The 21,417-nt window shown below is 63.9% G+C and carries 20 protein-coding genes; 10 read left to right on the top strand and 10 right to left on the bottom strand.

The window, feature by feature from the left end; translation table 11 throughout:
- Positions 1 to 9 precede the first annotated feature (9 nt).
- The 5 genes from etfA to IFT76_RS17550 all read right to left on the bottom strand — a co-directional run bounded on the left by etfA (position 10) and on the right by IFT76_RS17550 (position 7,101).
- Positions 10 to 1,230, bottom strand: coding sequence for an electron transfer flavoprotein subunit alpha (etfA, locus tag IFT76_RS17570; RefSeq protein WP_185794770.1), 1,221 nt, complete (start codon positions 1,228 to 1,230; stop codon positions 10 to 12).
- Positions 1,230 to 3,182, bottom strand: coding sequence for a dimethylglycine demethylation protein DgcB (gene dgcB, locus IFT76_RS17565; protein ID WP_192059512.1), 1,953 nt, complete (start codon positions 3,180 to 3,182; stop codon positions 1,230 to 1,232). Before dgcB ends, etfA begins: the two co-directional genes overlap by 1 nt.
- A 119-nt stretch (positions 3,183 to 3,301) precedes the next feature.
- Positions 3,302 to 5,362 carry a dimethylglycine demethylation protein DgcA gene (gene dgcA / locus IFT76_RS17560; RefSeq protein WP_192059510.1) on the bottom strand — a complete coding sequence of 687 codons (2,061 nt, stop codon included), beginning with the start codon at positions 5,360 to 5,362 and terminating at the stop codon, positions 3,302 to 3,304.
- A gap of 18 nt (positions 5,363 to 5,380) precedes the next feature.
- Positions 5,381 to 5,911: a DUF5943 domain-containing protein gene (locus IFT76_RS17555; protein WP_122715887.1), complete on the bottom strand. Its 531-nt coding sequence runs from the start codon at positions 5,909 to 5,911 to the stop codon at positions 5,381 to 5,383.
- A 212-nt stretch (positions 5,912 to 6,123) separates the two neighbouring features.
- A complete protein-coding gene (locus tag IFT76_RS17550; protein WP_122479787.1) occupies positions 6,124 to 7,101 on the bottom strand; it encodes a dipeptidase in 978 nt (325 codons plus the stop codon).
- 286 nt (positions 7,102 to 7,387) lie between these two features.
- On the opposite strand from IFT76_RS17550, the gene IFT76_RS17545 reads away from it, so the two are divergent.
- Positions 7,388 to 7,789: a lysozyme inhibitor LprI family protein gene (locus IFT76_RS17545; protein WP_122479788.1), complete on the top strand. Its 402-nt coding sequence runs from the start codon at positions 7,388 to 7,390 to the stop codon at positions 7,787 to 7,789.
- A 2-nt stretch (positions 7,790 to 7,791) separates the two neighbouring features.
- Positions 7,792 to 8,208 (top strand): DUF3010 family protein, encoded by a 417-nt coding sequence (locus IFT76_RS17540; protein WP_122479789.1) that lies wholly within the window; start codon positions 7,792 to 7,794, stop codon positions 8,206 to 8,208.
- A gap of 19 nt (positions 8,209 to 8,227) precedes the next feature.
- On the opposite strand, the gene IFT76_RS17535 is transcribed toward IFT76_RS17540, so the two are convergent.
- Complete coding sequence (locus IFT76_RS17535) at positions 8,228 to 8,485, bottom strand: hypothetical protein (RefSeq protein WP_192059508.1); 258 nt, start codon at positions 8,483 to 8,485, stop codon at positions 8,228 to 8,230.
- A gap of 378 nt (positions 8,486 to 8,863) precedes the next feature.
- On the bottom strand, positions 8,864 to 9,811 hold the full coding sequence (locus IFT76_RS17530; protein WP_192059507.1) for a GlxA family transcriptional regulator: 948 nt from the start codon (positions 9,809 to 9,811) through the stop codon (positions 8,864 to 8,866).
- A 245-nt stretch (positions 9,812 to 10,056) separates the two neighbouring features.
- Between IFT76_RS17530 and choX the strand changes: the two genes are divergently transcribed.
- The 4 genes from choX (at position 10,057) to IFT76_RS17510 (ending at position 13,725) form a co-directional block, all read left to right on the top strand.
- Positions 10,057 to 10,977 (top strand): choline ABC transporter substrate-binding protein, encoded by a 921-nt coding sequence (gene choX, locus IFT76_RS17525; protein WP_192059505.1) that lies wholly within the window; start codon positions 10,057 to 10,059, stop codon positions 10,975 to 10,977.
- Between the two features lie 312 nt (positions 10,978 to 11,289).
- Positions 11,290 to 12,174, top strand: coding sequence for a 3-keto-5-aminohexanoate cleavage protein (locus IFT76_RS17520; RefSeq protein WP_192059503.1), 885 nt, complete (start codon positions 11,290 to 11,292; stop codon positions 12,172 to 12,174).
- Between the two features lie 136 nt (positions 12,175 to 12,310).
- A complete protein-coding gene (locus IFT76_RS17515; protein WP_185794762.1) occupies positions 12,311 to 13,276 on the top strand; it encodes an L-carnitine dehydrogenase in 966 nt (321 codons plus the stop codon).
- Positions 13,273 to 13,725: a thioesterase family protein gene (locus tag IFT76_RS17510; protein WP_122479795.1), complete on the top strand. Its 453-nt coding sequence runs from the start codon at positions 13,273 to 13,275 to the stop codon at positions 13,723 to 13,725. The genes IFT76_RS17515 and IFT76_RS17510 overlap by 4 nt, the downstream gene beginning before the upstream one ends.
- Positions 13,726 to 13,970: 245 nt before the next feature.
- Here IFT76_RS17510 and IFT76_RS17505 read toward each other — a convergent pair whose 3' ends face one another.
- Positions 13,971 to 14,597, bottom strand: a complete 627-nt coding sequence (locus IFT76_RS17505) for a hypothetical protein (protein WP_192059501.1) — start codon at positions 14,595 to 14,597, stop codon at positions 13,971 to 13,973.
- Positions 14,594 to 15,826: an AAA family ATPase gene (locus IFT76_RS17500; RefSeq protein WP_192059499.1), complete on the bottom strand. Its 1,233-nt coding sequence runs from the start codon at positions 15,824 to 15,826 to the stop codon at positions 14,594 to 14,596. Before IFT76_RS17500 ends, IFT76_RS17505 begins: the two co-directional genes overlap by 4 nt.
- Positions 15,827 to 16,038: 212 nt before the next feature.
- Here IFT76_RS17500 and IFT76_RS17495 point away from each other — a divergent pair, with 212 nt between their 5' ends.
- Complete coding sequence (locus IFT76_RS17495; protein ID WP_185794758.1) at positions 16,039 to 16,296, top strand: hypothetical protein; 258 nt, start codon at positions 16,039 to 16,041, stop codon at positions 16,294 to 16,296.
- 105 nt (positions 16,297 to 16,401) lie between these two features.
- On the opposite strand, the gene gbdR is transcribed toward IFT76_RS17495, so the two are convergent.
- Complete coding sequence (gene gbdR, locus IFT76_RS17490; protein WP_122479798.1) at positions 16,402 to 17,496, bottom strand: choline metabolism transcriptional regulator GbdR; 1,095 nt, start codon at positions 17,494 to 17,496, stop codon at positions 16,402 to 16,404.
- 650 nt (positions 17,497 to 18,146) lie between these two features.
- On the opposite strand from gbdR, the gene IFT76_RS17485 reads away from it, so the two are divergent.
- From IFT76_RS17485 to choV, 3 genes are all read left to right on the top strand, one after another.
- Positions 18,147 to 19,094, top strand: a complete 948-nt coding sequence (locus IFT76_RS17485; protein ID WP_192059498.1) for a choline ABC transporter substrate-binding protein — start codon at positions 18,147 to 18,149, stop codon at positions 19,092 to 19,094.
- 75 nt (positions 19,095 to 19,169) lie between these two features.
- On the top strand, positions 19,170 to 20,015 hold the full coding sequence (gene choW, locus IFT76_RS17480; RefSeq protein WP_043192362.1) for a choline ABC transporter permease subunit: 846 nt from the start codon (positions 19,170 to 19,172) through the stop codon (positions 20,013 to 20,015).
- Positions 20,012 to 21,193, top strand: a complete 1,182-nt coding sequence (gene choV, locus IFT76_RS17475) for a choline ABC transporter ATP-binding protein (protein ID WP_192059496.1) — start codon at positions 20,012 to 20,014, stop codon at positions 21,191 to 21,193. Before choW ends, choV begins: the two co-directional genes overlap by 4 nt.
- Positions 21,194 to 21,417 lie beyond the last annotated feature (224 nt).

Raw genomic sequence — 21,417 nt, 5'->3', positions numbered from 1 at the left:
TGGCGCCCATCAGGCGGCATCGCGCTTGGCTTGGTTGCGATAGGCCTGGATGGCGTCGATCAAGGCGTGCATGATCGCCTGCCCGTCGCCGATCACCGACAGGTCGGCACGCTTGACCATGTCACAGTTGGCGTCGAGGTTGATGGCGATGACCTTGTCGCAACCACCAATGCCCTGCAAGTGCTGGATGGCACCGGAAATGCCCACCGCCACGTAGACCCGCGCGGTCACCCAGGTACCACTGGCGCCGACCTGACGGTCGCGCAGCATGAAACCATCGTCCACCGCCACCCGCGAGGCACCTTCGGTCGCACCCAAGGCCTGGGCCGTCCGGTGGAACAGTTCCCAGTCCTTGACCCCATTGCCCCCCGAGAATATGAATTCCGATTCGGCCATGGGCACGGCCGCCGGGTCGACTGCTACCGCCCCGAGGTCTTCGATGCGCGGCAGGCTGCGCGCCGTGGCTGTGGACAACGCCACCGGCAGCGCTTCGTGACGAGTCTCGTCAACCGGTTCGGCGCACTCGGCGGCCGCCAGGATCAAGCGTGGCAGCGGTCGGGCAATGTCCTGCTGGCCGGCACCGGCACGGCTGATGCACTGGCCGTCCTTGACCTGCCACACACGTGTGGCGGGACGTTCACCCTGGCAAGCGGCAAAACGCCGACCCAGCTCGCCACCGCCGGTACGGCTGTCGGGCAGCAGCCAATGGCGTGGGCTGAACTGATTATCCACCGCGCGCAGGCCGTGGATTCGCTGTTCCGGCGCATAACCTTCGAATTCGCCGCCCTGCAGAATCAACAGCCGGTCGACGCCTGCGCTATCGAAAGCGTTTTCCTTGTATTCGCCGAAGACGATAGCCAATACCGCGCCACCCCCTGCTGCCAGGCGATGGGCCAGGCCCAGCACGTCGCGGTCGTGGCTGCTCAGGCGGCCGCCGACCATGTCCGGTACCACAGCGATGTAAAATTGGGGCACCGCCACCTGGTGCAAGGGCAGCTTCACTTCCACGGCTGCCGAACGCTTGCTCGCGCCGCCCTGCTGGGCGCCACTGCGGTCGATGCGCTTGATCCCGTTGGCACCGATGAAACCGATGCCGTGGGGGTTCTTGCGCATGACGCCATTGGGCCCCATCCACGCACTCGCCTGAGGCTGCAGGGCACTGTGCAAGGGATGCAGGCGGTTGCGGGCGATCCATTCGGCCCGCGGATCACGACGGATGAGGTCACTCATCAATGCACCTCCTCGACAACTTCACGTTTGGCCGGTGCGGGCCTGGCGGGGGCAACACTGTCCTCGACCAGCGCCTCGGCGACCAGTTCGGCGATGTCCTTGACCAACGGCCGCGGTTCCACCACGCCTTCTAGCATGGCGGTGCACTGCGGGCAGCCCACGGCCACGACTTCGGCCTGGGTTTCGCGGATGTCTTCCATGCGCATGTCGGGAATGCGCTGCTTGCCGGGTATGTCGGTGATCGGCGCGCCGCCACCGCCACCGCAACAGCGGGAACGGAAACCCGAGCGCTGCATTTCCTTGACCTCGATACCCAGCGCCTTGAGCACATCGCGCGGGGCCTGGTACTCGCCGTTGTAGCGACCCAGGTAACACGGGTCGTGGTAGGTCACGCTGCCGCCCTTGTGCTGCCCCAGATGGAGCTGGCCGGCGGTGACCAGTTCGGCCATGAAGGTGCTGTGGTGCAGCACCTGATAGTTGCCGCCCAGCGCACCGTACTCGTTCTTCAACACATGGAAGCTGTGGGGGTCGCAGGTGACGATGCGCTTGAAACCGTACTTGGCGAGGGTGCCGATATTGCGCTTGGCCAGCAGCTGGAAGGTGGCCTCGTCGCCCAGTCGCCGCGCCACGTCTCCGCTGTCACGCTCTTCCAGGCCGAGCACGGCGAAATCGACCTTGGCCGCTTTCAGCACTTTGACGAAGGCGCGCAAGGTGCGTTGGTTGCGCATGTCGAAGGCGCCGTCCCCAACCCAGAACAGCACGTCGATGGTTTTGCGCTCGCTCAACAATGGCAGGTTCAGGTCGGCGGCCCAGTTCATCCGGCCACCGGGATTGAAACCGCCGGGGTTGTCGGTGGCGATCAGGTTGTCCAGCACTTCGGCGCCCTTGTTGGGCGTGGCACCTTTTTCCAGGGTCAGGTGGCGGCGCATGTCGACGATGGCGTCGACGTGCTCGATCATCATCGGACACTCTTCCACGCAGGCGCGGCAGGTGGTGCACGACCACAGGGTGTCGGCATCGACCAGGCCATTGACGATGGGCTGGTGCGGGTTACCCGCGTGTTCGCCAATCGCCTTGCCGGGATAGGGGTTGCCGGCGAAGTTCGCATCGGTACCACCGGCCAGGCCTACGACCATGTCCTGAATGAGCTTCTTCGGGTTCAACGGTTGACCGGCGGCGAACGCCGGGCACGCGGCTTCACATTTGCCGCACTGCACGCAGGCATCGAAGCCCAGCAGCTGGTTCCAGGTGAAGTCCTTGGGTTTTTCCACGCCCAGCGGCGCAGTGGGGTCGTTCAGGTCCAACGGTTTCAGGCCGGTGGAGCGACCACCGCCAAAGCGTTCGGCGCGGCGGTGCCAGGCCAGGTGCAAGGCGCCAGCGAAAGCGTGCTTCATCGGCCCGCCCCAGGTCAGCCCGAGAAACAGTTCCGACACGCCCCACAGCACGCCGATGCCCAGCACCGCAGCCAGTACCCAACCGCCGAAATTCATCGGCAAGATACCGGCCACCGGCAAGGTGGCGATGAAGAAGGTGGCCGAGAACATCAGCAGGCTTTTCGGCAGGCGCATCCACGGGCCCTTGGACAGGCGCACGGGCGGGTTGCGGCGGCGGGCGTAGACGAAGCAGGCACCGACGAACATCAGCGCGGTGGCGAACAGCAGCGCATAGCCAAGAATGCGATTGTGCAGGCCGAAGCCATGGACCAGCACCGCCAGCACCGCCGCCAGCACCGCGCCACCGGCCGTGGCGACGTGGGTGTTGGCGATGTACTTGTCGCGCGCGACCACATGGTGCAGGTCGACCATGTAGCGCTTGGGCATGGCCAGCAGGCCGCCCAGCAGGTCGACCTGGGATGGCCGACCGCGGCGCCACATATTGATTCGCCGCACGGCGCCCAGAACAGCCAAGGCGAGGGCGGCGAACAGCAGGATGGGAAGCAGTGTATTGAGCATGGTGCAGCCTCTGTGGACCCTCGTAGGAGCGGTCATCGGCCGCGAAACGGTCACTGCGCTGTATCAGGTACACCGCAGTGATCCCTTCGCGGCCGATGACCGCTCCTACGGGAGCAGGGTCAAAAATCCTTGCACAGGCGCAGCGCGTCGTAGATCGCCGCGTGTGTGTTGCGCTGGGCCACGCAGTCGCCGATACGAAACAGCAGATAGTCGTCGCCCGAAGTACTCAACGACGGCTGCGGCTGGATCGCGAACAAGGCGTCGATGTCCATCTGGCCCTTGTTGCGCGACCCCTGCTTGAGCGCGTAGTAGAGCTGTTCGTCGGGACGCACGCCGTTCTCCACCACCACCTGGTCGACCACGCGTTCTTCCTTGGCGCCGGTGTACTCGTTCTCCAGCACGGCCACCAGCTTGTCGCCTTCGCGGTAGACCTTGTCCAGCATCATGTCGCCGGTCATGATCACTTCCTTCGGATACATGCTGCGGTAGTAGGTGGGGAACGACGTACCGCCGATGGCCACGCCCGGCTTGATGTCGTCGGTGACGATCTCCACCTGGCTGCCCTTGTCGGCGAGGAAGTCGGCCACCGACATGCCGGTGAACTCGCAGATGGTGTCGTACACCAGCACGCTCTTGCCCGGTGCGACCTTGCCGTCGAGCACGTCCCAGCTGCTGACCACCAGGCCCTCTTCGGCGCCCCAGTGCTCGTTCTGTTCCAGAAACGGGTGGCCACCCACCGCCAGCACGACGATGTCCGGGCGCAGGTCCATGATGGTATCGGCATCGGCAGCCGTGCCCAGGCGCAGGTCGACCTTCAGGCGCGCCAGTTCCAGCTGGAACCAGCGGGTAATGCCAGCGATCTGGTCACGCTGCGGCGCCTTGGACGCAGTGGTGATCTGCCCACCGATGAAGTCCTTCTTCTCGAACAACGTCACGTCGTGGCCACGCTCGGCCGCCACGCGCGCGGCCTCCATGCCGGCAGGCCCTGCGCCGACCACCACCACCTTGCGCTTCACGCCGGTGGACTTTTCGATGATGTGCGGCACGCCCATGTATTCACGCGACGTGGCCGCGTTCTGAATGCACAGCACGTCCAGCCCCTGGTACTGCCGATCGATGCAGTAGTTGGCGCCCACGCATTGCTTGATCTGGTCGATCTGGCCCATCTTGATCTTGGCGATCAGGTGCGGGTCGGCGATGTGCGCCCGGGTCATGCCGACCATGTCGACGTAGCCGCCTTCCAGAATACGCGTCGCCTGGTTCGGATCCTTGATGTTCTGCGCGTGCAGCACCGGGATGTTCACCACCTCCTTGATCCCTGCCGCCAGGTGCAGGAACGGCTCGGGCGGGTAGCTCATGTTGGGAATGACGTTGGCCAGGGTGTTGTGGGTGTCGCAACCCGAGCCCACCACGCCGAGGAAATCGAGCATGCCGGTGTCGCAGTAGTACTTGGCGATTTCCTTCATGTCCTCGTGGCTGAGGCCATCGGGATGGAATTCGTCGCCGCAGATGCGCAGCCCTACGCAGAAGTCGTCGCCGACTTCCTTGCGCACGGCCTTGATCACCTCCATGCCGAAGCGCATGCGGTTCTCGAAGCTGCCGCCCCACTCGTCGGTGCGCTTGTTGACCCGCGGGCTCCAGAACTGGTCGATCATGTGCTGGTGCACCGCCGACAGCTCGACGCCGTCCAGGCCGCCGGCCTTGGCGCGGGCCGCAGCGCTGGCGTAGTTGCCGATCACGCGCCAGATCTCTTCGGGCTCGATGGTCTTGCAGGTCGCGCGGTGCACCGGCTCGCGGATGCCCGAGGGCGACATCAGGGTCGGCCAGTGCTCGCCGTCCCACCGCGAGCGACGGCCCATGTGGGTGATCTGGATCATGATCTTGGCCCCATGCTTGTGCATGGCGTCGGCCAGGTTCTGGAAATGCGGAATGATCTTGTCGGTGGCCAGGTTGACCGATTTCCACCAGCCCTGGGGGCTGTCGATGGCCACGCTGGAGGAACCGCCGCAGATGGCCAGGCCTATTCCACCCTTGGCTTTCTCTTCGTAGTATTTCACGTAACGATCGGTGGTCATGCCGCCGTCGGTGGCGTAGACCTCGGCGTGCGCGGTACTGAGCACGCGGTTGCGGATCGTCAGCTTGCCGATCTGGATCGGCTGGAACATCGCTTCGAAAGCCATGACGGTTGATTCCTCGACTTACAACGGTTTCACGGTGAAGAGGCCATCTTCGTGGCCTTCTTCGGAGCCGCCGTACACTTGCTCGGCGACGGTACGAATGCTGCTGCCGCGAGCGGCGAGAATCTGGTCCATGGCGCCGGCGAACCAGCCGGTGAACATGTAGTCGACCTTGCGTCCGACCTTGCCGTACACGTAGACGAAGGCGGAATGCTCCAGCTTGACGCTACAGGTGCCCTGGTCCAGGTCGATGTCCTGGATCTTGAACAGGCCCCAGCCGCGCTGCGACAGGCGCTTCATGTAGTGCTCGAACACCGCGACGCCTTCCAGGCCATGGCACTCGGCTTCTTTCTCGCACCAGTGCCAGGCGGACTTGTAGCCCGCCTTGTAGAGAATCTCGGCGTAGGCATCGGCGCCCAGCACCTCTTCGATGCCCATGTGGTTGTTGACGAAGAAGTGACGCGGCACGTACAGCATCGGCAGGGCGTCGGAGGTCCAGACACCGGTTTCGCTGTCGACTTCGATGGGCAGTTGCGGGGCGATCTTGGCCATGGTGAGTGATCTCCGATAAACATGATTCGAGCAAGCAACGCAGAATCGCTTTGCTCGTAGATAGACAGTTGTGTGAATGCCTTTGGAGCCGTAGCGAGCACGTCGAGAGCAAGGAAGGACCGGAGCGAAAGGCGAGACAGTACCGAGGTACGGCGAGCTTTTCGCGAGGACCTGACGCAGCTATCGGCGAGCGCAGTAGGCTCCAGAGGTATTCACTCGCCCCAGACGTCCTTGAGGACATTGACCCAGTTCTCGCCCATGATCTTGCGCACCACGCGTTCGCTGTGGCCGCGCTTGAGCAGGGTTTCGGTCAGGTTGGGGAACTCGCCCACGGTGCGGATGCCCAGCGGATTGATGATCTTGCCGAAGCTGGTCAGGCGGCGGGCGTAGCCCTTGTCGTGGGTCAGGTATTCGAAGAAGTCCTGGCCGTGGCCCTGGGTGAAGTCGGTGCCGATGCCGATGGCGTCTTCACCGACGATGTTCATGGTGTATTCGATGGCTTCGGCGTAGTCGTCGATGGTCGAATCGATACCCTTGGCCAGGAAAGGCGCGAACATGGTCACGCCGACGAAGCCACCATGGTCGGCGATGAATTTCAGCTCTTCATCGGACTTGTTGCGCGGGTGCTCCTTGAGGCCCGACGGCAGGCAATGGGAATAGCACACCGGCTTTTTCGACTCGAGGATGACTTCTTCGCTGGTCTTGGAGCCGACGTGGGACAGGTCGCACATCACGCCCACACGGTTCATCTCGGCAACGATCTCGCGGCCGAATCCGGACAGGCCGCCGTCGCGCTCGTAGCAGCCGGTACCGACCAGGTTCTGGGTGTTGTAGCACATCTGCACGATGCCCACGCCCAGCTGCTTGAACACTTCCACGTAGCCGATCTGGTCTTCGTAGGCGTGGGCATTCTGGAAGCCGAAGAGGATGCCGGTCTTGCCGGTTTCCTTGGCCTTGCGGATGTCGGCGGTGCTGCGCACGGGCATCACCAGGTCGCTGTTCTCGCGCATCAGCTTCTGGCTCTTGCAGATGCTGTCGATGGTGGCCTGGAAACCTTCCCACACCGACACCGTGCAGTTGGCCATGGTCAGACCGCCCTTGCGCATGTCCTCGAACAGTTCGCGGTTCCATTTGGCAATGATCAGCCCGTCGATGACGATGCTGTCGGCGTGCAGTTCGGCTGGGCTCATCGGGCAGTCCCCATCAGGCAAGTCAGGCGCCGAATCGTATGTCGGCGCTTCATGGAGCCAGCATATGCCTGCGCGACAGGGCGACCGGATGCAAAAACGACAGGGGAATTGCCGAAAGCGTCAACGCACGATGCAAAAGATGACCACCCACCTTGCAGGGGAGACCTGCTTGGTCGTGCCACTGCATGAAATAAACCGCCTGGCATCGCTGCGCCCCTATGCTTTCCAGCGCCCCTGAGACAGAATCAGCGGCAATTGTCCTGCTCAACGGGTTAGGTAGATCCTCATGAGATTCACGCTGCTGATGCTTGCCCTGCTGTCCTTCGCCGCCCAGGCAGAAGAGTCCGACGGCCCCACCCCGTGCGATAACGTCGAAACCGATCAGCAGAGCTACGATTGCTCGGCCTACAACCGCAAGACATCGGAAACCGAGATGAGCGAGTCGTACACCGACCTGCTCGACCGCATCAACTCCCAGTTCCCCAAAGGCTCGCCCGAACTCAAGGCGTTCACCGACAGGCTCAAGACCGCCCAGGACCTGTGGGCCAAGTCGCGCGATGCCGATTGCGACGTGTACACGGTCAATGCCGGCAAAGGCACCAAGGCCTATGACATTGCCCAGAACGATTGTCGCGCGCAGAAAAGCGACGAGCGTTCCGAATTTCTGCAATCGGTGGGCCTGGAGTGAGCGTGAAAATAGTCGGGGTCGAGATCAAGGGCAGCGAAGCGATCTTTGCAGTGGTGGAATTCGACGGTGCCGACTTGGCGCATCTTCCCACTTCCCTCAAGAAGATCGCGCTGGAAGACGATGACATCGCGGCGAACGTGCGGCAGTTTCGCGAACAGGTGGCCGCTTTCGTCGGCGACAACGGGTTGAAGATGCTTGCCATCAAGAAGCGCGGCAAGAAAGGCGAGTTCGCCGGCGGGCCGACCACCTTCAAGATCGAAGGCGTGCTGCAGCTGCTCGAAGGCTGCGAGGCAGTGCTGGTGTCGCCGCAGACCATCAGCGCCCAGGCCAAGAAGCTGGTTGAGCTGCCAGGCAGCTTGAACAAATACCAGCACGAAGCCTACAAGGCTGCCTGCGCGGTATTGCTCAAGGCGCGCTGAAACGGTCAACAGTCGTCTTTCATTCCTCCTCGTTTACCCGGCAGTCCAGGCCGATGTCGGTCGGATTGCTGGGGTCCTGCGCCACGAACGCACGCGTCTTGTGCTCGGCATCCGCCAGGCTGTCGGCCTCCACGGGCAGATCAACCAGGGTGTTGTTCCAGGCGTCGTCGGCCTGGTTGTCGATGACCCGGCAGTCGTACCACGCCGCCGCTGCCGGCCCGGCCACTGCCAGAAGAGCCACTGCCAGAATTGGCGCACCCATGACTTGCTTGCTCATCTCTATGATTCCTCTATCGCTGAATGAGCGCGCAGGTTAGCGGCCGCCTGCCGTGCCAGAACGGTACATATGCATTGGCCCTACCGGCGCCTTCGCGGCCACAGACCGCTCCTACGACACGCACACATTCCATCCGTAGGAGCGGCCAGTGGCCCAGGCGGTAGAGGGATCACAGTCCTTCCGCAGGAGCGGCCAGTGGCTCAGGCGGCAGAGGGATCACAGTCCTTCCGTAGGAGCGGCCAGTGGCCGCGAAGGCAGAGGGATAACAGTCTTCCGTAGGAGCGGCCAGTGGCCGCGAAGGCAGAGGGATCACAGTCCTTCCGTAGGAGCGGCCAGTGGCCGCGAAGGCGTCGGCACGGCCGCTGCATGGTGAACGACCTACCCCGACTCGCGCCCGCGCCGATCTTCACGCGGGCAGCAGGCAAAGCGCGCCCGATAGCTGCGGGTAAAATACGACGGCGAGTCGAAACCGCAGGCAATGCTCACCTCCAGCACGCTCATCTGGGTCTGGCGCAGCAGCTGCCGGGCTTTTTCCAGGCGCAGGCGCAGGTAGAAGTTGCTCGGAGTGTCGTTCAGATGCAGACGGAACAAGCGCTCCAGCTGGCGGCGAGTGACCTTGGCCAGTTCGGCCAGCTGCAAGGTGCTCAGCGGCGGTTCGGTGTGCTGTTCCATCTCGCCGATCACCTGCACCAGCTTTTTGTTGCTGAGGCCGTAGCGTGAGGCGATTTCCATGCGCTGGTGGTCCTTGCGCGGGCGAATGCGCCCCACCACGAACTGCTCGGACACCTGGATGGCCAGCGGGCTGCCATGGGCCTGGCCGATCAGATCGAGCATCAGATCGATGCAGGCAGTACCGCCGGCGCAGGTGATGCGCAGGCTGTCGGCCTCGAACAGCTCCTGGCTGGCGCTGAGCGCGGGGTAGGATTCGCGAAAAGCATCCAAGGCCTCCCAGTGCAGTGCCACGCGGTGGCGCTCGAGCAGGCCCGCCTCGGCCAGGACGAAACTGCCGGTGTCGATACCACCCAGGGTCACGCCCTCGCGATCCAGACGCCGCAGCCAATCGCGCAGCGTTGCATCAAAGGCTGCCAGCGGCTCGAAGCCCGCCACCACCAACAACGTCACGCCCTTGGCCAGCGGCCCGAGTCCCCCATCGGCATTCACCGACATGCCGTTGCTGGCCAGTACCGCGCCGCCGTCCAGGCTCAGCACCTGCCACCGGTACAGCTCGCCGCGAAAGCGATTGGCCACGCGCAGAGGCTCGATCGCCGAGATGAAGCCGATTGCGGAAAATCCGGGCAGCAACAGGAAATTGAAGTCTTGGGCCATGGTGTGCTCTGTGAATTCTGCGGTCAGCGATCCCACAGCGCGATCCTGTGGAAGCGGGGCGGGCGGCGAGCCCTCTGCCCACGAAGAGGGCCTCTGTGAACCACCACTAATACCCACCACGTCGCCACTGTGCAAGAGCCGGTCGCCGCAGTGCGTTTTTTCCGCCAACGGCCTGCGTACCTTATGCAAACGGCGCGCAGACGCCGCCCCCATAACAATTCGAACTGCCGCCTGAGGGAGCCATCATGAACAGATTGATCAGCTGCTGCCTGCTGATGCTTACCGGTACCGCGCTGTTGACCGGCACGGCCAGCGCCGCGGAACCGGCCAGTTGCAAGAACGTGCGCCTGGGCGTAGTCAACTGGACCGACGTGATCGCCACCAGCGCCATGACCCAGGTGCTGCTCGACGACCTGGGCTACAGCGTCAAACAGACCAGCGCGTCCCAGCAGATCATCTTCGCCGGTATCCGCGACCAGCGCCTGGACATGTTTCTGGGTTACTGGAACCCGTTGATGACCCAGACCATCACTCCCTTCGTGGAACAGAAGCAGGTCCGCGTGCTGGCCGAGCCCAGCTTGAAGGACGCCCGCGCCACGTTGGCCGTGCCGACCTACCTGGCCGACAAAGGCCTGAAAAGCTTCGCCGACATTACCAAATTCAAGAAGGAACTGGGCGGCAAGATCTACGGTATCGAACCGGGGTCGGGCGCCAACACGCAGATCAAGGACATGATCGCCAAGAACCGCTTCGGCCTGGGCGACTTTCAACTGGTCGAGTCCAGTGAAGCCGGCATGCTCTCGGCGGTGACGCGCGCGGTGAAGCGCAACGAGGCCATCGTGTTCTTCGGGTGGGCGCCGCACCCGATGAACGTCAATCAGGACATGACCTACCTGAGCGGCAGTGAAGATGCCCTGGGCCCGAACGAAGGCATGGCCACGGTGTGGACAGTGACCGCGCCGGACTACGCCAGCCGGTGCCCGAACGTGGACAAGCTGCTGGGCAACCTGACCTTCACGGCCGCCGACGAGAGCCGAATGATGCAGCCGCTGCTGGAGCACAAGGACGCCTTCGACTCGGCACGGCAATGGCTCAAGGACCACCCTCAGGACCGCCAGCGCTGGCTGCAAGGCGTCACCACCTTCGACGGCAAACCCGCCGCTTGAACGCACCCCTGTAGCAGCCCCGCCTGTGGCAGCAGGTTCTGTGGGAGCGGGTTCTGTGGCAGCGGATTCTGTGGGAGCGGGTTCTACCCGCGAATGGTTCACCACGGTAGATGAACAAGACCGCGCTGCATCAGCCACATCGCAGTTACCGCCGACGCGGCTCGCGCCGCTGCTACAGAACAGCGCGTTTCCCTTGTACGTCCGGGAACAACCGCGCTCTGCCGGACACACCGCGATCCCCTGTAGCAGCGGCGCAAGCCGCGTCCGGCGACAACCGCGTTACATCAGACACACACCTCAAGGAACCCTGCAATGAACCACGACGTCATCATCACCTGCGCTTTGACCGGTGCTGGCGACACCACCGCGAAAAGCCCGCATGTTCCGGTCACGCCGAAACAGATCGCCGCCGCCGCCGTAGAGGCAGCCAAGGCGGGCGCCACGGTCGTGCACTGCCATGTCCGCGACCCACAGACCGGCCGCTTCAGCCGCGACGTGGCGCTGTACCGGGAAGTCATGGAGCGCATTCGCGAGGCCGACATCGACATCATCGTCAACCTCACCGCCGGCATGGGTGGCGACCTCGAGATCGGCCCTGGGGAAACGCCGATGGCGTTCGGCCCCGGCACCGACCTGATCGGCCCGCTGGCACGCCTGGCTCACGTCGAAGCGTTGCTGCCGGAGATCTGCACCCTGGATTGCGGCACCCTCAATTTCGGCGACGGCAACAGCATCTACGTGTCCACTCCCGCGCAATTGCGTGCCGGTGCCAAACGCATCACCGAGCTGGGCGTGAAGGCCGAGCTGGAAATCTTCGACACCGGCCACCTATGGTTCGCCAAGCAGATGATCAAGGAAGGCTTGCTGCACGATCCGCTGTTCCAGTTGTGCCTGGGCATTCCATGGGGTGCGCCGGCCGATACCACCACCATGAAGGCCATGGTCGACAACTTGCCGGCAGACGCGGTGTGGGCCGGCTTCGGCATCGGTCGCATGCAGATGCCCATGGCCGCGCAGGCGGTGCTGCTGGGCGGCAACGTGCGGGTCGGGCTGGAAGACAACATCTGGCTGGAGAAAGGCGTGCTGGCCACCAATGGTCAATTGGTTGAACGCGCCGGCGAGATCCTTACCCGCCTGGGCGCCCGGGTGCTGACACCGGCCGAAGGGCGGAAAAAGATGAACCTCGTTCGGCGGTGATCTTTTTGGTGCTCTCCAGGCCTCTTCGCGGGTAGCAGCCTCGCCGCCCGCCCCGCTCCCACAAAGATCCCATGTGGGAGCGGGCTCTGCCCGCGAAGAGGCCCGCATCCCCCACACACCTCTCCAGGAATGACCCATGACTTTCATCACCCACATAAAAACCTTCGCCGCCCTGGGCAGCGGTGTCATCGGCAGCGGCTGGGTCGCCCGCGCCCTGGCCCATGGCCTGGACGTGGTGGCCTGGGACCCTGCGCCCGGCGCCGAAGCCGCCTTGCGCCAACGCGTCGCCAACGCCTGGCCGGCCCTGGTCAAGCAAGGCCTGGCGGCGGGTGCAGCGCAGTCGCGGCTGCGCTTTGTCACCACCGTCGAGGACTGTGTGCGCGACGCCGACTTCATCCAGGAAAGCGCGCCAGAACGGCTGGAACTGAAACTGGACCTGCACGCCCGAATCAGCGCCGCCGCCAAGCCCGACGCCTTGATTGGTTCCAGCACGTCAGGGCTGCTGCCCAGCGAATTCTATGAAGGCGCCACACACCCGGAACGCTGCGTGGTCGGCCATCCGTTCAATCCGGTCTACCTGCTGCCGCTGGTGGAAGTGGTCGGCGGCCGGCACACCGCTCCCGAGGCGATCCAGGCGGCCATCGCCGTGTACGAGAGCCTGGGCATGCGCCCGTTGCACGTGCGCAAGGAGGTGCCCGGTTTCATCGCCGATCGCCTGCTTGAGGCGTTGTGGCGCGAAGCCTTGCACCTGGTCAACGACGGCGTGGCCACCACGGGCGAGATCGACGACGCCATTCGCTTTGGCGCCGGTTTGCGCTGGTCGTTCATGGGCACGTTTCTGACCTACACCCTGGCGGGCGGCGACGCCGGCATGCGGCACTTCATGAACCAGTTCGGCCCGGCGCTGAAGTTGCCCTGGACCTACCTGCCGGCGCCGGAGCTGACCGACTCGCTGATCGACGAGGTGGTTGCGGGTACCTCGGCGCAGCTGGGCGAACACAGCATCGGCGCCCTGGAGCGCTATCGCGATGATTGCCTGCTGGCGGTGCTGGACGCAGTACGGGTGACCAAGGCCCGGCACGGCATGAGCTTCGCCGAATGATCACCTACCAGACGCCGGTGCTCGCGGAGTGGGTGGACTACAACGGGCATCTGCGCGATGCGTTCTATCTGCTGATCTTCAGCTACGCCACCGATGCGTTCATGCTGCGGATCGGAGTGGATCCGCAACGTGACGGACGCTCGCTGTTCACGCTGGAATGTCACCTCAACTATCTGCATGAAGTGAAACAAGGGGCGCAGGTTCAGGTGCGTACGCGGGTGCTGGCCCATGACCACAAACGGGTGCAGGTGTACCACACGCTGCACCTGCAAGGCACGGACGAGGTGCTGGCCGCCAGCGAGCAGATGCTCTTGCATGTGGATCTGAAGGGGCCGAAGTCGGCGCTGTTCGGGGTGCCTTCATTGGCCGTGCTGGCCGAGGCTTTCGAGGCGCAGCGACAACAGCCCGAGGCGGAGTACGCAGGGCGACGAATTGCGTTGCCTGGCTGAATACCACGCCGCGCCCTTCGCGGCCACGGACCGCTCCTACGGGGTTTCTGGTGCCTCGTAGGAGCGGTCATCGGCCGCGAAAGCCGCACTGCGGTCTGCCTGATACATCGCATCGCGCCCTTCGCGGCCACAGACCGCTCCTACGGGGTTTGAGGTGCCTCGTAGGAGCGGTCATCGGCCGCGAAAGCCGCACTGCGCTCTGCCTGATACATCGCATCGCGCCCCTTCGCGGCCACAGACCGCTCCTACGGGGTTTCTGGCGCCTCGTAGGAGCGGTCATCGGCCGCGAAAGCCGCACTGCGCTCTGCCTGGCGCTCCACCGCCGCCGCAATCAGCGGCGCCATCTCGCGCAGCCCTTCCAGCCCGACTTTGCCCTCTTCGAACAAGCGCAACCATTGCCGCCGCACGCGCATCACCCGCTCGTCATCGCGCAGCGGCAGGTGCTTGAGGGTGTACTCGGCCCGCGCCCGCACCGCTTCGGGCACCTGGTCGGTCAACACCAGTTGCAGCGACGGCAGCAACACCTCGAACCAGCCCTCGCGCACCTCGAACGGATCGAGAAAATCCTCGGCTTTCTTGCTGCCCTTGGCGCTGTTCATCCAGGCGTCGACATAACGGTAGTTGCTCCACTCATAGGCCATGCCACGGTCCTGGTCACAGCTGATGAAATGTTCCACGGTGCCGCTGGGAATGTACATGGCGCCGAACGCGCAGCGGTTGGCGAAGCCCTCGCCCAGTTCCGGGCGAAACGGCGACCAGTAGTCGCGTGGCCTGGCAGCGTCGGGATTGTCCTGCAACCAGGCATTGCCGCGTTGGCGGCAGCGCTCGTCGAAGCCGTGAGGTTCGGGCAGCGGATTGACGAGCTCGATCATGCCCCTGCTCCAGCCTTGGTCACCACCCAGGCGGGCCAGAAATGGTCCCCTGGGGGCAGGGTGCGCAGCAGCTGCGACTCGATCGCCGCTTCACTGGCCAGCCCCTCGGGCAACCCCGATCGCTCGCCGCGCATCCAGACCTGGGCAGCATCGATCGCCGCTTCCGCTTCCACCGAGCGCGCCTGGCGCAGGCCAAAGCTCTCGGACACCAGCCAGTTCACGGCATCGCCCTGGGGCGCCCAGACGTGTCGGTGCAGCTGTACTTCACCGGCCTGCACACCCAAGGTGAAGAGTGCATCGCGCGCTTCGACGAACTGCGTCTCCATGGAGGCCAGCACCAGCGGCGAGTGCGTGGCCACGATCATCTGCACCGCCAGGCGTTGACGGGTCAGCGCCCCGACCACGGCCATCAGCGCCGGGACGATACGGCGCTGCCACTGAGCGTGCAGATGGCATTCGACCTCATCCACCAGGAACACCAGTTCATCGCTCGGCCGCACACCGGCCAGGCGGCAGGCGCGGCGGTGCCCTTCCCAGGTCCAGACCAGCATGTAGGCCAGGGCCACCACGCGGCGGATGGCACTGGAGGTTTCGGGCAGGGGCACCTGCCCCTGGGGCCGCTGCAAGGTCGGGTACTGGGTTTCATCCAGCAGGCCGATGTGACACGGGCGACCGGGCAGCAACAGCTCCTCGCGCGAGGGCGACAGGGCATGCAGTACTTGCTTCAAGGCGGCGAACGCCTTGCAGCCATGATTGCGCTGCCAACGCACCCAGTCGCTGATCAAACCGTTGCACAAGCGACCCTGGCCAGCCATCGAAGCGCCCTGCCACAACTGGGTTTCATCGAAGTGATAGGCTGCCAGCTCGCCTGCATTGCGCAGCGGATCCCAGACGCTGAAGGTGCCGTTGGCGTGGGCATACACCACCAGCGAACGGCTCGGCGTGCTGTCGCCCAGCGCCGCCCAGCGGCCTTGCTGCCAGGCCCACTGCCCGGCGCTGCGGTCCGCACCCGTGAACCGATAGTCGATCACCGGCAATGCCGTCTTGTCGCGCGCCTTGATGGGTTTGCCCGCAGCCCAGGTACGGGTCAGCACCCACCAGGCGGCATCGAGCACGAAGCTCTTGCCCAGGCCGTTGTCACCGGTAATGAAGTTCAGCCGTGGCGCCAGCCCGATGGGCCCCAGCGCGGGAGAAGGGCCGACGCCCTTGAAGGAGAGAAAGTCGAGCATGTCCATTGCCGTCCATTGGAAGTGAACGGCAAGGGTATTCAGGGTTGCGTCGCACGGTGCCATACCCCGGTGCTACAAGGGCCGAACGCAGGCATGCGAAAAACGACCTGCCTGTGTGCAATCCGGCCATGGCGACCGTCGACGCTTGCCGAGCGCGTGCAGGGCTACCAGAATCGGCACACCGTCACGCCATTTGAAGAAGGATCAGCATCATGATGCATGCAGACTTGATTGATCAGGATGACCTGCTGGGCCAGCTACGCGCGCTGGGTTTCGACATGCCAGCCGGCGCCACGGCCGAGCAGGCCTGTGAATGCGCAGTGCGCGGCCTGGACAGCGGACGGGCCCAGGCCCTGCGCAAGATGGTGGAACAGATGCTGATGGGCAGCGCGACCATCCTGCCAGCGGTGCGCCAGGCGATCGACCGGACCTTGCTGCCAGCGTTGGCCCAGCATTCGAAACGGGCCTGAATTTCAGCGGCGGCCCTTTCGCGGCCGCTGACCGCTCCTACGGAAGGTCGCGATGCCTGAACTACCGTAGGAGCGGTCAGTGGCCGCGAAGGGTGCGCTGGGGTATCAGATCCTTACACTGGCAAAGGTCGATTCGTTGCGCGCCTGGCTCAATGCCGACAACGGACCTGCCAGCACCATGGCCTGCGGAATCGGCAACATCGCCACCTGCTGGGTGGTATTGGAACCAACCCGCTCGTCGCGCGGCGGAATTCCGAAATACTCGCGGTAGCACTTGGAGAAATGCGGCGTGGAAACGAAGCCGCACACCGACGCCACTTCGATGATCGACATGGGCGTCTGCTTGAGCAGCTGCCGCGCCCGAATCAGACGCAACTTGAGGTAATAGCGCGACGGCGAACAGTGCAGGTATTTCTGGAACAACCTCTCCAGCTGGCGCCGTGACACCGCTACATACACCGCCAGTTCGTCCAGATCGATCGGCTCTTCCAGGTTGGCTTCCATCAGCGCGACGATTTCCTGCAACTTCGGCTGGTTGGTGCCCAGCATGTGCTTGAGCGGCACGCGCTGATGATCCTGCTCGTTGCGAATGCGCTCGTAGACGAACATCTCGGAGATCGCCGCCGACAGCTCGCGGCCATGATCGCGGCTGATCAGGTGCAGCATCATGTCCAGCGGCGCGGTACCGCCCGAACTGGTAAAGCGATTGCGGTCGAGGGTGAACAGCCGCGTGCTCATGGCCACCCGAGGAAAGGCCTCCTGCATCGAGGCCAGGCATTCCCAGTGCACGCTGCATTCGAAGCCATCCAGCAGACCGGCGCAGGCCAGTGCCCAGCTACCGGTACAGACCGCACCCAGGCGCTTGGACTGCCGCGCCTGGCTCTGCAACCAGCTGACGTGGTCACGGCCCACGGCACGCTGGATACCGACACCGCCACAGACGATGACCGCGTCCAGCGGCGCAGCCTTGTGCATGGCCGCATCCGGGGTGATCTGCAGTCCGTCACTGGCCCATACCTGGCCACCGTCGGCGCTGAGGGTGGTCCACCGATACAGCTCGCGCCCGGACAACTGGTTGGCCATGCGCAGCGGTTCGACCGCCGAGGCCAGGGAGATGAGCGTGAAGTTGTCGAGCAGCAGGAAGCCGATGGACTGAGGGCTGCGAGTCTGCGGTTGAGCGCCGGGGGTGAAGGACGTCATTGCGGTATCTCCTTACGCGAAGCGGATGGTGGCCTCAGGCAGGCTCTTGTTATTACCCTCTGTTTGACAGGGGCTTTACTTTGCTACGCAAACGCCATGCCGACAATTGGTCGGGAACTCCACGGCGCCTGAAAACGACGTCGCGCAGGGCTATGCAGAGCCGTGCGCAGGGTCTTCGTCGGCGGCGTTGGATTCTTGCCAAAAGCATAGCCGCCGTGGGGTCTGAGCACTTCGGTAGCAGCCGTTGGGGCATTGCGCCGCCAAGTGTCACCGCAAGCACGTTGCCCACCGTCGCCAGGCCCTGCGCGCGTGGATCGAAGGATCTCGGGAACAGCGCGCGAAAAAGAGGCGTGGCGCTCACGCCTGCACGCTCGTGTGGCAACCTCATAGAGGTGGATGTGCGTCGATGTCGCGGGTAAGGTCGCTGCTGCAAGCCTCATGAGCTGTAAGCGACGTCACCGACACTGGATACGACTCTGTCCGCACTGGATACGACGCACCCTGTAGGCGGTTGATTTGCGCTGGTACATGATCACTCACGGCTCATCGCTGGCACCGTGTCGGCGCACCCGCCGCATGCGCGGCGATCGAGCATCCAGACAAGCGTGGCGCGCCGTCAGGCCCACGCCGAGAAAAACCGGGAGCACACCATGAAAGGTCCATCATCGATTCTGCTGGCTACTCTGCTGGGCCTGCCTGCACTGGCTCAAGCAGCGGAACCGGCGCGATGCGCCACTGTGAATTTCTCCGATGTCGGCTGGACCGACATCACCGTCACCACCGCGGTTACCAGCGCGGTGCTGCAGTCACTGGGCTACAAGACCAAGACCACCATGATTTCCGTACCGGTGACCTACAAGTCCCTGGCCGATGGCAAGAACATGGACGTCTTCCTCGGCAACTGGATGCCGACCATGGAAAACGACATCAAGCCCTACCGCGACGCCGGCACCGTGGAAACGGTACGGGCCAACCTGGAAAACGCCAAGTACACCCTGGCCGTGCCTCAAGGACTGTACGACAAGGGCCTCAAGGATTTCGCCGACATCGTCAAGTTCAAGAAGGAGCTGGACGGCAAGATCTACGGCATCGAGCCGGGCAACGACGGCAATCGCCTGATCCAGAGCATGATCGACAAGAACGCGTTCGGCCTCAAGGACGCCGGCTTCAAGGTGGTCGAATCCAGCGAGGCCGGCATGCTGTCGCAGGTCGACCGTGCTCAGCGGCGCAACACCGACGTGGTGTTCCTGGGCTGGGAACCGCACCCGATGAACACCCGCTTCAAGGTGCAGTACCTGACCAGCGGCGATGACTTCTTCGGCCCCAACTTCGGCCAGGCCACCATCTACACCAACACCCGCAAGGGCTACACCCAAGAATGCAGCAACGTTGGCCAGTTGCTGAAAAACCTGCAGTTCAGCCTGGCCATGGAGAGCACGCTGATGGGCAATGTCCTGGACGACAAGCAGAAACCCGACGCGGCCGCACGGGCCTGGCTGAAAAACAACCCGCAGGTGCTCGACACCTGGCTGGCTGGCGTCACCACCATTGATGGCAAGCCGGGTCTTGAAGCCGTCAAGGCCAAGCTCGCGCAATAACGCAGGCAAGCGGGCCGGCGGTTGCCGGCCTCACCGGCCGGCACTTTGTTCCCTCGCATGCGGACACTCACTACCATGCTGACAGACCACAAGATCCCCCTGGGCGAGTACATCGCGGCGTTCGTCGATTGGCTCACTCAACACGGGGCCTCGACGTTCGATGCCATCGCATCCACGCTCGAAGCGATCATTCATGGTTTCACCGCCGGCCTCACCTGGTTCAACCCCTACGTACTCACCGCACTGATCGCCGCGCTGGCGCACTTCATCCAGCGCAAATGGGGACTCACGCTGTTCGTGGCGCTGTCGTTCCTGCTGATCCTCAACCTGGGGTACTGGCAGGAAACCATGGAGACCCTGGCGCAGGTGCTGTTCGCCACTCTGGTCTGCGTGATCATCGGCGTACCGCTGGGCATCGTGGCCGCGCACAAACCCATGTTCTACACCATGATGCGCCCGGTCCTCGACCTGATGCAGACGGTACCGACCTTCGTCTACCTGATTCCCACGCTCACCCTGTTCGGGCTGGGCGTCGTGCCAGGCCTGATTTCCACGGTGGTGTTCGCCATCGCCGCGCCGATTCGCCTCACCTACCTGGGCATCCGCGACGTGCCGCAAGAGCTGATGGACGCCGGCAAGGCCTTCGGCTGCTCGCGACGCCAACTGCTGTCGCGCATCGAACTGCCGCATGCCATGCCGAGCATCGCCGCCGGTATCACCCAGTGCATCATGCTGTCGCTGTCGATGGTGGTGATCGCCGCTCTGGTGGGCGCCGATGGCCTGGGCAAGCCGGTGGTCAACGCGCTGAACACCGCCGACATCGCCCTGGGCTTCGAAGCCGGTCTGGCTATCGTGTTGCTGGCGATCATGCTGGACCGAATCTGCAAACAACCTGACGTGAAGATAGGGGGTGATGCATGAGCATTATTCGATTCGACAACGTCGATGTGATCTTCGCCAAGGATCCACGCGAAGCGCTGAAGCTGCTCGACCAGGGCCTGACCCGTAACGAGATTCTGAAAAAGACCGGGCAGATCGTGGGCGTGGAAAAAGCCAGCCTGGACGTCAACAAGGGCGAGATCTGCGTGTTGATGGGGCTGTCCGGTTCGGGCAAGTCGAGCCTGCTGCGCTGCATCAACGGGTTGAACACCGTGAGCCGCGGCAAGCTGTTCGTCGAGCATGAAGATCGCCAGATCGACATCGCCTCCTGCACACCTGCGGAACTGAAGATGATGCGCACCCAGCGCATCGCCATGGTGTTCCAGAAGTTCGCCCTGATGCCCTGGCTGACGGTGCGCGAGAACATCAGCTTTGGCCTGGAGATGCAGGGCCGTCCGGAAAAGGAACGGCGCAAGCTGGTCGACGAGAAGCTGGAGCTGGTGGGGCTGACCCAGTGGCGCAACAAGAAACCCGATGAGCTGTCCGGTGGCATGCAGCAGCGTGTGGGCCTGGCTCGGGCGCTGGCCATGGATGCCGACATCCTGCTGATGGACGAACCCTTTTCGGCGCTCGATCCGTTGATCCGCCAAGGCCTGCAGGACGAGCTGCTGGAGCTGCAACGCAAGTTGAACAAGACCATCGTGTTCGTCAGCCATGACCTGGACGAGGCGCTCAAACTGGGCAGCCGTATCGCCATCATGAAAGACGGGCGGATCATTCAGTACAGCGTGCCCGAGGACATCGTGCTCAACCCGGCCGACGACTACGTGCGGACCTTCGTGGCTCACACCAATCCACTCAATGTGCTGTGCGGGCGCAGCCTGATGCGCACGCTGGACAAGTGCACGCGCGTCAATGGTTCGGTGTGCCTGGACCCAGGCGTGGATTCATGGCTGAACCTGGGCGCCGGCAACTCGCTGACCAGCGCACGTCAGGGCGATGCCGTGCTCGACCTGCAAGGCTGGGCACCGGGGCAAGCCATGGAAGGCCTGGGGCGGCGCCCGACGTTGGTCCATGCCGACATCGGCATGCGTGACGCCCTGCAGATCCGCTACCAGACCGGGCACAAACTGGTGCTGCAGGACAGCGACAAGCAGGTGGTAGGCATTCTCGGGGATACCGAGCTGTACCATGCCCTGCTGGGCAAGAACCTGGGCTGAGCCTTCCCTCTGCTGGCCACACCCTGTGGGCGCCATCCCCTGTAGGAGCGGTCAGCGGCCGCGAAGGCCTCGCCGCATTCCCCCTGATCCACCGCGCCGTCCTTTTCGCGGCCACGGACCGCTCCTACACGACTGTTCGATTCCCTGTAGGAGCGGTCAGCGGCCGCGAAGGCCTCGCCGCATTCCCCCTGATCCACCGCGCCGCCCTTTTCGCGGCCACGGAC

This window comes from Pseudomonas sp. CFBP 13727 (genome assembly GCF_014841915.1).
Lineage (GTDB): Bacteria > Pseudomonadota > Gammaproteobacteria > Pseudomonadales > Pseudomonadaceae > Aquipseudomonas > Aquipseudomonas baltica.
The sequence above is the reverse complement of the archived record's forward strand: the minus strand, read 5'-3'. Positions and strand labels throughout refer to the sequence as shown.

Excerpts from the sequence above, each read along its gene's own strand:
- etfA (WP_185794770.1), bottom strand. The coding sequence starts at position 1,230 with ATGAGTGACCTCATCCGTCGTGATCCGCGGGCCGAATGGATCGCCCGC.
- dgcB (WP_192059512.1), bottom strand. The coding sequence starts at position 3,182 with ATGCTCAATACACTGCTTCCCATCCTGCTGTTCGCCGCCCTCGCCTTG.
- dgcA (WP_192059510.1), bottom strand. The coding sequence starts at position 5,362 with ATGGCTTTCGAAGCGATGTTCCAGCCGATCCAGATCGGCAAGCTGACG.
- IFT76_RS17555 (WP_122715887.1), bottom strand. The coding sequence starts at position 5,911 with ATGGCCAAGATCGCCCCGCAACTGCCCATCGAAGTCGACAGCGAAACC.
- IFT76_RS17550 (WP_122479787.1), bottom strand. The coding sequence starts at position 7,101 with ATGAGCCCAGCCGAACTGCACGCCGACAGCATCGTCATCGACGGGCTG.
- IFT76_RS17545 (WP_122479788.1), top strand. The coding sequence starts at position 7,388 with ATGAGATTCACGCTGCTGATGCTTGCCCTGCTGTCCTTCGCCGCCCAG.
- IFT76_RS17535 (WP_192059508.1), bottom strand. The coding sequence starts at position 8,485 with ATGAGCAAGCAAGTCATGGGTGCGCCAATTCTGGCAGTGGCTCTTCTG.
- IFT76_RS17530 (WP_192059507.1), bottom strand. The coding sequence starts at position 9,811 with ATGGCCCAAGACTTCAATTTCCTGTTGCTGCCCGGATTTTCCGCAATC.
- choX (WP_192059505.1), top strand. The coding sequence starts at position 10,057 with ATGAACAGATTGATCAGCTGCTGCCTGCTGATGCTTACCGGTACCGCG.
- IFT76_RS17520 (WP_192059503.1), top strand. The coding sequence starts at position 11,290 with ATGAACCACGACGTCATCATCACCTGCGCTTTGACCGGTGCTGGCGAC.
- IFT76_RS17515 (WP_185794762.1), top strand. The coding sequence starts at position 12,311 with ATGACTTTCATCACCCACATAAAAACCTTCGCCGCCCTGGGCAGCGGT.
- IFT76_RS17510 (WP_122479795.1), top strand. The coding sequence starts at position 13,273 with ATGATCACCTACCAGACGCCGGTGCTCGCGGAGTGGGTGGACTACAAC.
- IFT76_RS17505 (WP_192059501.1), bottom strand. The coding sequence starts at position 14,597 with ATGATCGAGCTCGTCAATCCGCTGCCCGAACCTCACGGCTTCGACGAG.
- IFT76_RS17500 (WP_192059499.1), bottom strand. The coding sequence starts at position 15,826 with ATGCTCGACTTTCTCTCCTTCAAGGGCGTCGGCCCTTCTCCCGCGCTG.
- IFT76_RS17495 (WP_185794758.1), top strand. The coding sequence starts at position 16,039 with ATGATGCATGCAGACTTGATTGATCAGGATGACCTGCTGGGCCAGCTA.
- gbdR (WP_122479798.1), bottom strand. The coding sequence starts at position 17,496 with ATGACGTCCTTCACCCCCGGCGCTCAACCGCAGACTCGCAGCCCTCAG.
- IFT76_RS17485 (WP_192059498.1), top strand. The coding sequence starts at position 18,147 with ATGAAAGGTCCATCATCGATTCTGCTGGCTACTCTGCTGGGCCTGCCT.
- choW (WP_043192362.1), top strand. The coding sequence starts at position 19,170 with ATGCTGACAGACCACAAGATCCCCCTGGGCGAGTACATCGCGGCGTTC.
- choV (WP_192059496.1), top strand. The coding sequence starts at position 20,012 with ATGAGCATTATTCGATTCGACAACGTCGATGTGATCTTCGCCAAGGAT.